This is a genomic window from Streptomyces sp. STR69 (genome assembly GCF_024519455.1).
Taxonomy (GTDB): domain Bacteria; phylum Actinomycetota; class Actinomycetes; order Streptomycetales; family Streptomycetaceae; genus Streptomyces.
The window spans coordinates 32836-46952 of sequence record NZ_JALJRY010000009.1 but is presented as its reverse complement, the minus strand read 5'-3'; the positions used below and the strand labels follow the sequence as shown (position 1 = coordinate 46952).

Sequence of the window (14117 nt, the reverse complement as noted above, 5' to 3'; positions counted from 1 at the left end):
CCGGTCACGACGCGCGGGCGAACAGGTGCCTGCGCGGGCGTTCGGTATGCACCTCGCTCTCGGCGGCCTGCCGGGCCTGCTCGCGGCGGGCGGCGCGGCGGCTGCGGACGGCCTCGCGGGCCAGCCGCTCGTTGGCGGCCTGTCGGCGGAGTTCGGCGGAACGGAGCTGGTGGATCTCGTACTCGTACATCTCAAGTCCCTTGGTGGAGGCGGTTTTCGGGCTTCGCTTTCTGCGATGCCTCAACCTTCGTCTCCAAGGGGGGTCCGCCACATCGGGAGAGTTCCGCATCTTGCGGGGCCGGGCGGGCCTTAGACGCGCGTAAGGGGCCTCAGGTCCTCCGTAAGGTGCTTACGGAGTACCTAAGACCCCTGATGAACTGCGGTGACTCAGGTCGCGGACGGCATGGCGAGCAGGGCGTCCGTGTACTTGAGGACGGCCAGCAGCAGGCCTACGACGCCGAGCACGACGCCCGCCCAGGCGACCGACTTGATCCAGGTGGCCTGCGGCTTGCCCGGGGTGCCGAACGCGGGCCGGATGAGCGCGCCGACACCCACGAGGGCGGCCACGAGCGCGAAAAGACCGGCCCAGATCGCGGTGGCGTGCCAGGAGGTGCCGTAGACCTCCTTGATCTGTGTGGCCACGCTCGCGGTGGACGCGGTGTGGAGCTGGCCGTTGAGCTGCGCGCGGGCGCCGGCGAGGGTGCCGATCCAGCCGCCGGAGAGCGAGATGAAGCCGAGCGCGGCGGAGACCACGGCGGCGGCACCCTGGCCGACGCCGGAGGCGCTCTCCGGCTCCTCCAGGCCGAGCTTCGCGAGCTCGGCCGCGTACTCCTCCTCGGTGAGGTCGTCCTCGTCCTCGGCGGCTGCGGCCTCGGCGGCTGCGGTCTCCGGCTCGGTCTCGGTCACTTCCTCGTCGGTCTTGGTGACATCGGTCTTCGTCACATCGGTCTTGGTGACGTCGACGGTTTCCGCGTCGCTCTTCACCTCGGTGGCCTCGTTCGCGGCCTCGTCAACAGTCTTGGTACCCATGGTGCGCACGGTAAGGGTGAACTATGAGAAGTTCCTTAAAGATCGGCGTGCGGGACACGCGCGCGTGCCTCGCGCCACTCGGGGGCGAGCACGGACCACACCTCGATGTCGTGCCGTACGCCCCCGTAGGGGTGTGACTGGCGCAGGACCCCGTCCCTGGTCATGCCCATGCGGCGGGCAACATTCAGGCTCTTCTCATTGCCCGCGGCGGCATGCCATTCGACCCGGTGGACACCGCGCTGCTCGATCGCGAAGTCGATGAGGATCCGCATCGCACGCGTGATCAGTCCGCGCCCGGCAGCGGCGGGTTCCAGCCAGCAGCCGACCTCGCAATTGCCCTGGTCGGCATGGAAGTTGAGGAAGAGGACGCCGCCGACGAGCTTGCCGTCCAGCCAGATGCCGTGCAGGGACGCGCTGTCGGCGGCGCGCAGGTCGGCGTAGCGCTGAAGCATGTCCCGCGTGGACTCGACATCCGTGGCCTTCGAGCCGAAGGAGATGAACTGTCCGATGAACTCCCGGCCGCGGTCCAGGTGGGCGAGGAACTCCTCGGCGTGCCACGTCTCCAGGGGACGCAGTTCGGCTCCGTCGTCACCCAGGGATATCGCGTACATCCTGTTCCCGCTCCTTCGCCAGTACGTCCGCCACCTCGGCGTCCGTCGCAGCGGCCAGCCTCTCATGGGCGGCGCGGCACTCGGGGGGCTCGATGCTGATGCGGGGCAGGACGCGGTCCAGACGGCGGGGCAGCCACCAGTTGGCGCCGCCGAGCAGGTGCATGAGGGCGGGCACCAGCAACGTACGGAGCACGAAGGCGTCCAGGGCGACGGCGGAGGCGAGCGCGATGCCGAACATGGCGATCACGCGGTCGCCGCTGAGCACGAAGGCGAGGAAGACCGAGATCATGATGACGGCGGCCGAGTTGATGACCCGGCTGGTCTCGGCGAGGCCGACGCGGACGGCCCGGCGGTTGTCGCCGGTTTCCAGCCATTCCTCGTACATCCGGCTGACCAGGAAGACCTGGTAGTCCATGGAGAGCCCGAAGAGGACCGACACCATGATCACCGGGAGGAAGGGTTCGATCGGCCCGGCCCGGCCGAGGCCCAGGAACTCGCTCCCCCAGCCCCATTGGAAGATCGCGACGACGACTCCGAAGGCGGCGGCCACGGCGGCGACGTTCATCGCGGCGGCCTTGAGGGGGATACCGACGGACCGGAAGGCGAGCAGGAGCAGTACACAGCCGAGCGAGATGACGACCCCGACGAACAACGGGAGCTTGCCGACGATGACGTCCGCGAAGTCGTCGTAGCTCGCCGTCACGCCACCGACGTGGATGTCGAGCGAGGTGCCGGTCTCGGCCCTCGGCAGCACCTCGGTGCGCAGCCGGTCGACGAGGTCGCTGGTCTTCTGGGACTGCGGTGCCGAGTCCGGGACGACCGAGAAGTACCCGGTGGAGCCGCCGGCGTCGTAGGTCACCGGGGTCACGGAGGCGACGCCCTCGGTGGTGCGGAGGGTGGCGGCGAGGTTGTCGAGGGTGAGCTTGTCCTCCGCCCCGTCGATCTTGGTGACGAGGGTGAGCGGACCGTTGAGGCCGGGGCCGAAGCCTCCCCCACTCTTCGAGCGGGAGGTGCCCCCAGCGAGGAGGTCGTAGGCCTGCCGTGTGGTCGATGACTTGGGGTCGTTGCCCTGGTCGGAGGTGCCCAGGTGGAGCGAGAGAGTCGGCAGGGCGAGGACGGTGATGACGACCAGGGCGAGGGCGCCGAGGAGTTTGGGGTGGTGCTCGACGAACGCGGACCAGCGGGCGGCGAGGCCGGTGGGCAGCTCCGGCTGGGGCCCGCGTTCGGCCAACCGGCGCCGTTCGCGGCGACTGAGGGCGCGCGGGCCGATGAAGGAGAGCAGGGCCGGGAGGAGCGTCACGGAGGCCGCGACGGTGAGCACCACGGTCAACGAGGCGGCGACGGCTACCCCGTTGAGGAAGCCGAGCCGCAGGATCAGCATCCCCAGGAGGGCTATGCACACCGTGGCGCCCGCGAAGACGACCGCGCGTCCGGTGGTGACGACCGCATTGGTGACGGCCTCGGTGACGGACAGTCCGCGTTTCAGCCCGCGTCGGTGCCGGGTCACGATGAACAGGGCGTAGTCGATGCCCACGCCGAGTCCGACCAGCATGCCGAGCATGGGCGCGAAGTCGGCGACGGTCATCGCGTGCCCCAGGAGCACGATCGCCGCGTAGGCGGTGCCGACGCTCACCAGGGCGGTGCCGATGGGCAGCAGCGAGGCGGCGAGCGAGCCGAAGGCGAGGAACAGCACGAGGGCGGCGACGGCCACCCCGACGATCTCGGCGGTGTGCCCGCTCGACGACTCGGTGAGCGCGATGGCGCTGCCGCCCAACTCGACCTGGAGCCCGTCGGTCTCGGCGGCCTTGGCGGCGCGGACGACCGCCTGCGCCTCGGACTTGTCGATGTCCTCGGCCTGGTGCGCGAAGGTGACGGTGGCGTAGGCGGTCCGCCCGTCGGCGCTGATCCGGCCGGTGCCCTGGCCGTCGTACGGGCTGACCACGGAGGCGATTCCGGGGAGGCTCGCGATCCTGTCCAGGGCGCCGGTCATGGTCTGTTCGACGTCGGCGGCGCGGACGGAGCCGGGTGAGGTGCGCCAGACGACGGTGTCGCTGTCGCCGCCGAGGCCCGGGAAGCTCTCCTTGAGCAGTTGGGTGGCGCGGCCCGACTCGGTGCCGGGGGCCTCGTAGTCGTTCGAGTACGCCGAGCCGGTGACGGCGGCGGCAGCGGTGACCCCGCCGAACGCGAGGAGCCACAACAGGACGGCGGCGAGGCGGTGCCGAACACACCAGCGGGCAAGGGCTGCCACGAACGTGCTCCCGGGGAAGGCGAATTGTGGATCTTTGACCGGGAAACATCGTCCGAAGGATGAACAGCCCGCAAAGAACGCATGAGCAATACGCGGCCCACTCTTGCAGCCGAAAGTGATCGTTCATCGCGTTCGTGGGCTTCGTCACGAGAGTGGGAGCCAGATCACAGGACAGTAACGGCGACTCTGTCACCCCAGCGGGCGCGTCAGTCGAACTGGTCCCCCAGCGCCATCACCATCGCGCCGACGACCAGCAGCCACAACGCCCGTCTGGTACGGCCACGGGAGCCGAGGACCGACGCGAGCGCGCACAGCGCGGCACCCACGGCATAGGCGGCCGGGACGAGCACCGGTTCGGAACCGGTGGCCCGGAGCGCCGCCGCGGCCACACCGGCCAGGGCCAGCAGGGCGCCGGTCAGGACCGCAGTCCAGCGGGCCCGCCGCGCGTCCAGTGCGGGATCATCGAAGTCCGGTGTCTCGGATTCTCCGCGTCCGTCCATGGCGGGCGAGAGTAGCGCGTCCTCCTGAGAGACCTCGTGCACGGCCAACCGACGTCCTCCACAATCTCGTTGCTCTCCCACAGGGAGCTACGCAGAACCGGAGGGGCCCGTTCACCGAACATCCCCGGGTGACGCATCTCGCCGATGCGTCACCCGGGGATGTCGATTTCCTACGGCGTCTCAGCCCTCGCTGACGCCCAGCTGCTCCAGGATCAGTTCCTTGACGCGGGCCGCGTCGGCCTGGCCCCGGGTCGCCTTCATGACCGCGCCGACCAGGGCACCGGCCGCGGCCACCTTGCCGCCGCGGATCTTGTCGGCGATGCCCGGGTTGCCTGCGATGGCCTCCTGGACGGCGGTGGTGAGGGCGCCGTCGTCGGAGACGACCTTCAGACCGCGCTTCTCGACGACCTCGTCCGGGGTGCCCTCTCCCGCGAGAACGCCCTCGATGACCTGGCGGGCCAGCTTGTCGTTCAGCTCACCTGCGGTCACCAGGGCGGTGACCCGGGCGACCTGCTCCGGGGTGATGGCCAGCTCGTCGATCGAGGTGCCCGACTCGTTGGCGCTGCGCGCCAGTTCGCCCATCCACCACTTGCGGGCGGAGGCCGAGTCGGCACCGGCGTCGATCGTGGCGACGATCGGGTCCAGCGCACCGGCGTTGATGATGGACTGCATGTCGAAGGCCGAGATGCCCCACTCGGCCTGCAGCCGGTTGCGGCGGGCCAGCGGCAGTTCGGGCAGTCCGGTGCGGATCTCCTCGACCCACTCGCGCGAGGGGGCCACCGGCACCAGGTCCGGCTCCGGGAAGTACCGGTAGTCCTCCGCCTCCTCCTTCACGCGGCCCGAGGTCGTGGACCCGGTGTCCTCGTGGAAGTGGCGGGTCTCCTGGATGATCGTGCCGCCGGAGTTCAGCACCGCGGCGTGGCGCTGGATCTCGTAGCGGGCGGCACGCTCCACGGAGCGCAGCGAGTTGACGTTCTTCGTCTCGCTGCGGGTGCCGAACTTCTCGCGGCCGTGCGGACGCAGCGAGAGGTTCACGTCGCAGCGCATCTGCCCCTGCTCCATGCGGGCTTCCGACACACCGAGCGCCCGGATCAGCTCGCGCAGCTCGGCGACGTAGGCCTTCGCGACCTCGGGAGCGCGCTCACCGGCGCCCTCGATCGGCTTGGTGACGATCTCGATGAGCGGAATGCCGGCGCGGTTGTAGTCGAGCAGCGAGTGCGAGGCGCCGTGGATACGGCCCGTCGCGCCGCCGACGTGCAGCGACTTGCCGGTGTCCTCCTCCATGTGGGCGCGCTCGATCTGCACCCGGAAGGTCTCACCGTCCTCCAACTGGACGTCCAGATAGCCGTTGAAGGCGATCGGCTCGTCGTACTGGGAGGTCTGGAAGTTCTTCGGCATGTCCGGATAGAAGTAGTTCTTCCGGGCGAAGCGGCACCACTCGGCGATCTCGCAGTTCAGCGCGAGGCCGATCTTGATCGCGGACTCGACGCCGATCGCGTTGACGACCGGGAGCGCGCCGGGCATGCCGAGGCAGGTCGGGCAGGTCTGCGAGTTGGGCTCGGCACCCAGTTCGGTCGAACAGCCGCAGAACATCTTGGTCTTGGTGCCGAGTTCGACATGGACCTCAAGGCCCATGACGGGGTCGTACGACGCGAGAGCGTCCTCGTACGACTCCAGGTCGGTCGTGGTGGTCACGGTGAACTTTCCCTCTCAGCCCAGCAGGACGTCGTCGTCGCCCAGCCGCTTCAACTCGCGGTACAGGATGGCGAAGCCGGTGACGAGCGCGACGGCGGAGACCGAGGCGTCGATCAGACGGAGCGTGTCGTGCTCGGTGCGCGCCTTCTTGATCTGCTTGGCGACACTCAGCGCGCCGAACGCGGTGGTGACCATGGACACATAGGTGCCGGACTTGGACTTCTTGAAGCCCTTGGCCTTCGACAGTGCGTTGCTCACAGCGACGGTGCCTCCTCAAGCAGCGGGTGGCCCCACTTTTCCACGAAGGCGGCCTCGACGGCGGCGCCGACCTTGTAAAGCCGGTCGTCCTTCAGCGCCGGGGCGATGATCTGCAGCCCGACCGGGAGGCCGTCCTCCGGTGCGAGACCGCAGGGCAGCGACATGGCCGAGTTGCCCGCCAGGTTGGTCGGGATGGTGCACAGGTCCGCGAGGTACATCGCCATCGGGTCGTCGGCACGCTCGCCGATCGGGAAGGCGGTGGTCGGCGTCGTCGGCGACACGATCACGTCGACGCTCTCGAACGACTTCTCGAAGTCGCGGGTGATGAGCGTACGGACCTTCTGCGCGCTGCCGTAGTACGCGTCGTAGTAACCGCTGGAGAGGGCATACGTCCCGAGCATGATGCGGCGCTTCACCTCGGGGCCGAAGCCCGCCTCACGGGTGAGGGAGGTGACCTCCTCGGCGGAGTGGGTGCCGTCGTCGCCGGTACGGAGGCCGTAGCGCAGACCGTCGAAACGGGCCAGGTTCGACGAGCACTCGGAGGGCGCGATCAGGTAGTACGCCGAGAGGGCGAGGTCGAAGGACGGGCAGTCCAACTCGACGATCTCCGCGCCCAGTTCCTTCAGTACGGCCACGGCCTCGTCGAAGCGCTGGATGACCCCGGCCTGGTAGCCCTCGCCGCGGAACTGCTTGACGACGCCGACCCGCATGCCCTGCACGCTGCCGTTGCGGGCGGCCTCGACGACCGGCGGGACCGGGGCGTCGATCGACGTGGAGTCCAGCGGGTCGTGCCCGGCGATGACCTCGTGCAGCAGGGCCGCGTCCAGGACCGTACGGGCGCAGGGCCCGCCCTGGTCGAGGGAGGACGAGAACGCCACCATGCCGTAGCGGGAGACCGCGCCGTACGTCGGCTTGACGCCGACCGTGCCGGTGACGGCGGCCGGCTGACGGATCGAGCCGCCGGTGTCGGTGCCGATCGCGAGCGGTGCCTGGAAGGAGGCGAGCGCGGCGGAGGAACCGCCACCGGAGCCGCCGGGGATCTTGGTGAGGTCCCACGGGTTGCCGGTAGGCCCGTACGCGCTGTTCTCGGTGCTGGACCCCATGGCGAACTCGTCCATGTTGGTCTTGCCGAGGATGACGACGTCGGCGGCCTTCAGCCGCTTGGTGACGGTCGCGTCGTACGGGGGGATCCAGCCTTCGAGGATCTTCGAGCCGACCGTGGTCGGGATGCCCTCGGTGGTGAAGATGTCCTTGAGCGCGAGCGGGACGCCGGCGAGCGGTCCCAATTCCTCGCCCCTGGCCCGCTTCGCGTCGACGGCACGGGCCTGCGCGAGGGCACCCTCGCGGTCGACGTGCAGGAAGGCGTGCACCTTCGCGTCGACCTCCTCGATACGGGCGAGGTGGGCCTCGGTGACCTCGACGGCCGTGAGGACGCCGGACGCGATGTTCGCGGCGGTCTCGGCGGCGGTGAGCCGGATGATGCTGCTGTGGTCCGTCATGGTGATTAGTCCTCCCCCAGGATCTGCGGCACCTTGAAACGCTGCTGCTCCTGGGCCGGGGCGCCGGAGAGCGCCTGCTCGGGGGTGAGCGAGGGACGGACCTCGTCCGCGCGCATGACGTTCGTCAGCGGCAGCGGGTGGGAGGTCGGCGGTACGTCTTGGTCGGCGACCTCGCTGACGCGGGCGACCGCGCCGATGATGTCGTCCAGCTGTCCCGCGAAGTGTTCGAGCTCTTCGGGCTTCAGCTCCAGACGCGCCAGCCGGGCGAGGTGGGCGACCTCCTCGCGCGTGATGCCAGGCATGCAGCGTTCCTCTGGGGGTGAGAGTGTGTGGTTTGGGGCCAATCCTATGGGGCGGGGGGCCGTAGCCGTTAAACGGTTTCCGCGAGGCCTCGCCTACGGCTGCTGATCGTCCACTTCGCAACGAGGGTTGCGTCGTGAGGGGCGCGGGGAACTGCGCGACCAGCCACAGCGGACCCGCAGCCGCAAATCCGCAGAAGCCCCTCCCCCATGGGCGCAGCCAATCAGCCGATCCTCCCGGGATCGTCCGCGGCAGCGGCGGGCAACGCGGCCCGAGGCCGCTGCCACCCCCGAGACCCCCGCGCCAGCAACCAGGCCGTCATGTCCTCCGGAGGCATCGCCGCGGCGACTAGCCAGCCCTGCACCGCGTCACACCCGAGGTCCCGCAACCGCTCCCACGTCTCGTCGTCCTCGACACCCTCCGCCACGACGAGAAGTCCGAGCGAGTGCGCGAGATCCACCGTGCACCGCACGATCTCCGCGTCCTCCGTGTCCACCGCGAGCCGCGCCACGAACGACCGGTCGATCTTCAACTCGCTGACCGGCAGCCGCCGTAGATGCACGAGGGACGAGTAGCCCGTGCCGAAGTCGTCGAGGGACATCTTCACGCCGTGTCCGGTGAGGCCGTTGAGGGTGTCGGCGGCGCGCTGGGGGTCCTCCAGGAGGACGTGTTCCGTTATCTCCAGCTGGAGCGAGCCCGCCGGGACGCCGTGCCGGGCGAGGCGCGCGGCGACCGAGCCCGCGAATCCGGGGGTGTGCACATCGCGCGGGGAGACGTTCACCGCGACCGGCACGAACAGGCCCTGGGCCCGCCACCTGGCGACCTGGGCGAGGGCCGTGTCGAGGACGTACTCCGTCAGATGGGGCATCAGTCCGGACGACTCGGCGATCGCTATGAACTCGTCCGGCGGCACCTTCCCGCGCTCCGGATGCACCCACCGCACCAGCGCCTCAAGGCCGGCGACCTGGCCGTCGAAGCGCACCTTGGGCTGGTAGTGGACCTGCACCTCGTGCGCGTCGAGGGCGCGGCGCAGATCGCCGAGGAGGCCGAGCCGGTCGGGGGTGTTGGAGTCCCGCTTGGACTCGTAGACCTCTACGCCCGTACGGTCCCGCTTCGCCTGGTACATCGCGACGTCGGCCCGGCGCAGCAGTCCCTCGGCGTCGAGGGCGTGGTCGGGGAAGACGGCGACGCCCGCACTGGCCTCCAGGACGAGGGTGAGCCCGTCGAGGTCGAGCGGGGAGCTGAGCGCCGAGACGAGGTTGCGGGCGACCCGGGTCGCGGACGTCGTGGAGTCGGCCACGGGCAGCAGTACGGCGAACTCGTCGCCGCCGAGCCGCGCGGCCTCCGCCCCGCGCGGCAGCGCCACCCGCAGCCGGTCGGCTATCTGCAACAGCAGCCGGTCACCGGCCAGATGACCGAGGGTGTCGTTGACCGACCGGAAGCGGTCGAGGTCGATCAGCATGAGCGCGGCCTTGGCGCCGATGCGTTCGGCGTCGTCCAGGGCGGTCCAGATGCGCTCCAGGAGCCACTGCCGGTTGGGCAGGCCGGTCAGCGGGTCGCGCAGCTGCTCCTCGGCCCTGGCGCGGGCCATCCACAGGGTGGAGTCGAGGGCGATGAGCGGGATCGAGAAGAGGGGCAGCAGCACCGGCTGGGCCACGGCGACCACACAGATCAGCGGGGCGATGCCGAGCAGGGCGACCGCGACCAGTCCCTGTCTGAGCAGGGCGGTGCGGGCGACGGTGGGCAGTCCGCCGTGGCGCGGGGCGTGCAGATACCAGAGCAGGGTGCGGGTGACGGCCAGATAGGCGAGGGCGACCAGGATCACTTCGGGGGCGGTGTAGACCGTCCAGGTGTCCGGGTTCCAGGGCTTCTCGACGGACGGCACCCGGCCGAAGGCGCCAAGGACGAGGGCTCCGGCGGCTATGCCCAATATGTCCACCGCGCCGTGCAGCACGCCCTGGCGCCAGCGGTTGCGGCGGGCTATGCCGACCAGGACGACCACGGTGAGGCTGACCATGCCGGCGGCGACCCAGCCGTAGAGCAGCAGGACGCCGAGGGTGAGGGCGGCGCCCGAGCCGGTGCCGCCCCACCAGCGGGCGCGGCCGAGGGCGACCAGGTGGCCGACGATGATGCCGGTGAGGACGGCCAGCGACCAGCCGACGGTGCCGAACGGGAAGAGCGCGTGGTCGCCGGTGAACGCCCGGAAGAAGCCGGCGCCCAGGACGAAGCCGGCCGCGGCCACCACCGCCGTGGGCAGCGCGGGCCAGGTCAGATGCCGTCCGGATTCGCCGCCGGGCAGACCTGAGGTGTGGTTGGCGGAGAGCGGTGCGTCGTGGCGCGCGTCCGGCGTGGAGTACTGTCCGGTGGCGCGCGGCTGGGTGCTGCCCGGACGCTCCACGGGGCGCGCTCCCCAACGGCTCTCCCGCCAGGCGCCGGTGAGCCGGCGCAGGAGTGAGTCCGGGGGGGCGCTCTCGGTCGGTTCCATTCCCGTCCCTCTCACAGCCGGCGGTGCCCACGCCACGCGGTCCGATGCCCGACTTCCACCAACGGCACCGCGTTTGGAAAACCCTTCCCCCGGCTCTCCAAGAGCAGGGGGTTGCCCCAACCGCAGCTGGGCACGGCAGGTGCACACCTCAACAGTAGGCCGCAGAAGGCTTCCACGGGCAGCGGTCGTAGACGGTTGCCCGAATGCGACCCGGCCACCCGTATGCATCTGGTATGCGCCGATCGGGTGGCCTTCAACCGCTGCTCCTCGCTACTCCTCGACCGGAAGCGCGACTTCGGCGGCTGCCTCGGGGCCCTGTTCCAGCAGCACGGTGAAGCCGTCCTCGTTCAGAACCGGCACCTTGACCTGCATCGCCTTGTCGTACTTGGAACCAGGATTGTCACCTACGACGACGAAAGACGTCTTCTTCGAAACAGAACCGGTCACTTTCGCTCCCCGGCTCTGCAGGGCGTCCTTCGCCCCGTCCCGCGTGAAGTGTTCGAGTGTGCCGGTCACGACGACGGTCAGCCCTTCGAGCGGACGCGGGCCCTCGTCCTCGGCGGAACCCTCCTCCTCCAAGCGGACCCCGGCGGCCCGCCACTTGCGGAGGATCTCCTGGTGCCAGTCCTCGGCGAACCACTCCTTGAGGGAGGCGGCGATGATGTCACCGACACCGTCGGTGTCCGCCAACTCCTTCTCGGTGGCCTGCTCGATACGCTCGATCGAGCGGAACTCGCGGGCCAGCGCCTCGGCCGCGACCGGGCCGACATGACGGATCGACAGACCCGTGAGGACGCGCGCGAGCGGGCTGTCCTTGGCCGCCGCGATGGTCTCCAGCATCGCCAGCGCGTTCTTCTTCGGCTCGCCCTGCTGGTTGGCGAAGACCGTGGCGATCTTCTCCTCGCCGGTCTTCGGGTCGCGCTTGGGCAGCCCGCTGTTCTGGTCGAGGACGTACGCCTTGATGGGCAGCAACTGCTCGATGGTGAGGTCGAACAGGTCGCCCTCGTCCTTCAGCGGCGGGTCCGCCGGCTCCAGCGGCTGGGTGAGGGCGGCGGCCGACACATAGCCGAAGTGGTCGATGTCCAGCGCCTTGCGGCCCGCGAGGTAGAAGAGCCGCTCCCTCAACTGGGCAGGGCAGGCACGGGCGTTCGGGCAGCGGAGGTCGATGTCGCCCTCCTTCATCGGCCGCAGCGGCGTACCGCACTCGGGGCACTCGGCCGGCATCACGAACTCCCGCTCGCTGCCGTCCCGCAGATCGGCGACCGGGCCGAGGATCTCCGGGATCACGTCACCGGCCTTGCGCAGCACCACCGTGTCGCCGATGAGGACGCCCTTGGCCTTGACGACCTCCTGGTTGTGCAGCGTCGCGAACTCGACCTCCGAGCCGGCCACCGTGACCGGCTCGACCTGGGCGTACGGCGTGACCCGGCCCGTACGGCCCACGCCCACGCGGATGTTGACGAGTTTGGTGTTGACCTCCTCGGGCGCGTACTTCCACGCGATCGCCCAGCGCGGGGCGCGGGAGGTGGAGCCGAGGCGTCCCTGGAGGGGGATCTCGTCGAGCTTGACGACCACGCCGTCGATCTCGTGCGCGACGGAGTGGCGGTTCTCGCCGTAGTACCTGATGAACTCCCGTACGCCGTCGAGGTCGTCGACCACCCTGTTGTGCGTGGACGTCGGCAGACCCCAGGTCTTCAGCAGGGCGTACGCCTCGGAGAGACGGGTGAGGGGGTCGAAGCCCTCCAGGGCGCCGATGCCGTGGACGACCATGTGCAGGGGGCGGCCGGCGGTGACGCGCGGGTCCTTCTGGCGCAGTGAACCCGCCGCCGCGTTACGGGGGTTGGCGAAGGGCTTGTCGCCGGCCTCGACCAGGCGGGCGTTCAGCTCCTCGAACTTCTCCATCGGGAAGTAGACCTCGCCGCGGATCTCCACGAGGTCGGGCACGCGGTCGCCGGTCAGCCGGTCCGGGATGTCGGCGATCGTCCGGACGTTGGGCGTGATGTCCTCGCCCGTACGGCCGTCGCCGCGGGTCGCCGCGCGCGTGAGACGGCCGTGCTCATACGTCAGGTTGACGGCGAGGCCGTCGACCTTCAGCTCGCACAGGAAGTGGTGGTCGGAGGCGCCGACGTCCTTGTGGACGCGCTCGGCCCAGGCCGCCAGCTCAAGGTCGTCGAACGCGTTGTCCAGGGAGAGCATCCGTGAGGGGTGGACGACGGAGGTGAACTCCGTCTCGTACGCCCCCGCGACCTTCTGGGTCGGCGAGTCGGGCGTGCGCAGCTCGGGGTGCTCCTCCTCCAACGCCTCCAGGGCGCGCAGGAGTTGGTCGAACTCCGCGTCGCTGACGACCGGGGCGTCGTTCACGTAGTACCGGAAGCGGTGCTCCTCGATCTGCTCAGCGAGCTGCGCGTGCTTCTCCCGTGCCTCTGCGGGCACCGTCGTCTCCGCCTGCCTGTCGCCGGCCACCGTGTTGTCCTTCCGTCACTCAGGGTTGTCCGCGAGGGATCTCGCCGCCCGGACGCAGTGGGCGAGAGCATGGCGCGCGTACTCGGGAGAAGCCCCCGCGAGTCCGCACGACGGGGTGATGGTGACCGACTCCGCGAGAAGTCCCGGTCGCAGCCCCAGCCTGCGCCACAGCGTCCTGACACCCATGACGCTACCGGCAGGGTCTGACAATGCGGTGTCCGTGCCCGGCACGACACCGGCGAAGAGCCGGGTGCCGGCCTCGACCGCCTCACCGATCACGTCGTCGTCACGCTCGGTGAGGAGGGAGAAGTCGAAGGAGACCCCGGCCGCACCCGCCCGGCGCAGCAGCGCGAACGGCACGTCCGGTGCGCAGGAGTGGACGACGACCGGGCCGTTGGCGTGCACCCCGACGACGTCGCGGAGCGTGCCCTCGACGAGTTGGCGGTCGACGGCGCGGTAGGTGCGGTAGCCGCTGGCGGACCTGACCTGTCCGCGCAGTACGCCGATCAGGGACGGCTCGTCGAGTTGCAGCACGATCTGGGCGCCGGGGACACGGCGTTGGACGTCGGCGAGGTGGTTGCGCAGGCCCTCGGCGAGCGAGCCGGCGAGGTCGCGGCAGGCTCCGGGGTCGGAGAGCACGGCCTCGCCGTTCCTCAACTCCAGGCTTGCGGCGAGCGTCCAAGGTCCCACCGCCTGCACCTTGATCGGGCCTTCGTACCCCTGCGTGAACTCCTCGAACGCGTCGAGGTCCTCCCCCAGCCACGCCCACGCCCGCTTCGTGTCCCGCCCCGGCCGGTCCCCGATCCGCCAACCGCTGGGCTCCACGCGCGCGTACACCTCGACGAGCAGCCCGGCGGTCCGCCCGATCATGTCCGCGCCGGGTCCCCGGGCCGGCAGTTCGGGCAGGAACGGGAAGTCCTCGAAGGCCCCGGTCGCGGTCTTCGCGGCCTCCCGGGCGTCGGTGCCGGGCAGGGAACCGACACCCGTGGCTGCGCCGAAGCTGAACGTAGTTTTGTTGCTCACCCGGGC

12 protein-coding genes are annotated in these 14117 nt (G+C 70.1%); all 12 read right to left on the bottom strand.

The window, feature by feature from the left end; translation table 11 throughout:
• Window positions 1–4: 4 nt before the first annotated feature.
• On the bottom strand, window positions 5–190 hold the full coding sequence (locus tag OC490_RS18300; protein ID WP_200710225.1) for a hypothetical protein: 186 nt from the start codon (window positions 188–190) through the stop codon (window positions 5–7).
• A gap of 197 nt (window positions 191–387) precedes the next feature.
• Window positions 388–1029: a hypothetical protein gene (locus OC490_RS18295; RefSeq protein WP_262059035.1), complete on the bottom strand. Its 642-nt coding sequence runs from the start codon at window positions 1027–1029 to the stop codon at window positions 388–390.
• A gap of 35 nt (window positions 1030–1064) precedes the next feature.
• Window positions 1065–1640 carry a GNAT family N-acetyltransferase gene (locus OC490_RS18290; protein WP_262059034.1) on the bottom strand — a complete coding sequence of 192 codons (576 nt, stop codon included), beginning with the start codon at window positions 1638–1640 and terminating at the stop codon, window positions 1065–1067.
• A complete protein-coding gene (locus OC490_RS18285) occupies window positions 1618–3888 on the bottom strand; it encodes an MMPL family transporter (RefSeq protein ID WP_262059033.1) in 2271 nt (756 codons plus the stop codon). The genes OC490_RS18290 and OC490_RS18285 overlap by 23 nt, the downstream gene beginning before the upstream one ends.
• Window positions 3889–4094: 206 nt before the next feature.
• Window positions 4095–4388: a hypothetical protein gene (locus OC490_RS18280; protein WP_262059032.1), complete on the bottom strand. Its 294-nt coding sequence runs from the start codon at window positions 4386–4388 to the stop codon at window positions 4095–4097.
• Window positions 4389–4568: 180 nt separating this feature from the next.
• Window positions 4569–6083: an Asp-tRNA(Asn)/Glu-tRNA(Gln) amidotransferase subunit GatB gene (gene gatB, locus OC490_RS18275; RefSeq protein WP_262059031.1), complete on the bottom strand. Its 1515-nt coding sequence runs from the start codon at window positions 6081–6083 to the stop codon at window positions 4569–4571.
• Between the two features lie 15 nt (window positions 6084–6098).
• Window positions 6099–6341 (bottom strand): hypothetical protein, encoded by a 243-nt coding sequence (locus tag OC490_RS18270; protein WP_262059030.1) that lies wholly within the window; start codon window positions 6339–6341, stop codon window positions 6099–6101.
• Entirely contained in the window at window positions 6338–7840 is a 1503-nt protein-coding gene (gene gatA / locus OC490_RS18265) for an Asp-tRNA(Asn)/Glu-tRNA(Gln) amidotransferase subunit GatA (RefSeq protein WP_262059029.1), read from the bottom strand. Before gatA ends, OC490_RS18270 begins: the two co-directional genes overlap by 4 nt.
• A gap of 5 nt (window positions 7841–7845) precedes the next feature.
• Window positions 7846–8142, bottom strand: a complete 297-nt coding sequence (gene gatC / locus OC490_RS18260) for an Asp-tRNA(Asn)/Glu-tRNA(Gln) amidotransferase subunit GatC (RefSeq protein WP_007384860.1) — start codon at window positions 8140–8142, stop codon at window positions 7846–7848.
• A gap of 221 nt (window positions 8143–8363) precedes the next feature.
• Window positions 8364–10625, bottom strand: a complete 2262-nt coding sequence (locus OC490_RS18255; protein ID WP_262059028.1) for a putative bifunctional diguanylate cyclase/phosphodiesterase — start codon at window positions 10623–10625, stop codon at window positions 8364–8366.
• A 270-nt stretch (window positions 10626–10895) separates the two neighbouring features.
• Complete coding sequence (gene ligA / locus OC490_RS18250; protein ID WP_262059027.1) at window positions 10896–13088, bottom strand: NAD-dependent DNA ligase LigA; 2193 nt, start codon at window positions 13086–13088, stop codon at window positions 10896–10898.
• Between the two features lie 15 nt (window positions 13089–13103).
• Window positions 13104–14111, bottom strand: a complete 1008-nt coding sequence (locus OC490_RS18245; protein WP_262059026.1) for a methionine synthase — start codon at window positions 14109–14111, stop codon at window positions 13104–13106.
• Window positions 14112–14117 lie beyond the last annotated feature (6 nt).

Bases quoted from the DNA above. Each gene is read 5' to 3' on its own strand.
- OC490_RS18290 (WP_262059034.1), bottom strand. From the start codon at position 1,640: ATGTACGCGATATCCCTGGGTGACGACGGAGCCGAACTGCGTCCCCTG.
- gatC (WP_007384860.1), bottom strand. From the start codon at position 8,142: ATGCCTGGCATCACGCGCGAGGAGGTCGCCCACCTCGCCCGGCTGGCG.
- OC490_RS18255 (WP_262059028.1), bottom strand. From the start codon at position 10,625: ATGGAACCGACCGAGAGCGCCCCCCCGGACTCACTCCTGCGCCGGCTC.
- OC490_RS18295 (WP_262059035.1), bottom strand. From the start codon at position 1,029: ATGGGTACCAAGACTGTTGACGAGGCCGCGAACGAGGCCACCGAGGTG.
- gatA (WP_262059029.1), bottom strand. From the start codon at position 7,840: ATGACGGACCACAGCAGCATCATCCGGCTCACCGCCGCCGAGACCGCC.
- OC490_RS18300 (WP_200710225.1), bottom strand. From the start codon at position 190: ATGTACGAGTACGAGATCCACCAGCTCCGTTCCGCCGAACTCCGCCGA.
- OC490_RS18280 (WP_262059032.1), bottom strand. From the start codon at position 4,388: ATGGACGGACGCGGAGAATCCGAGACACCGGACTTCGATGATCCCGCA.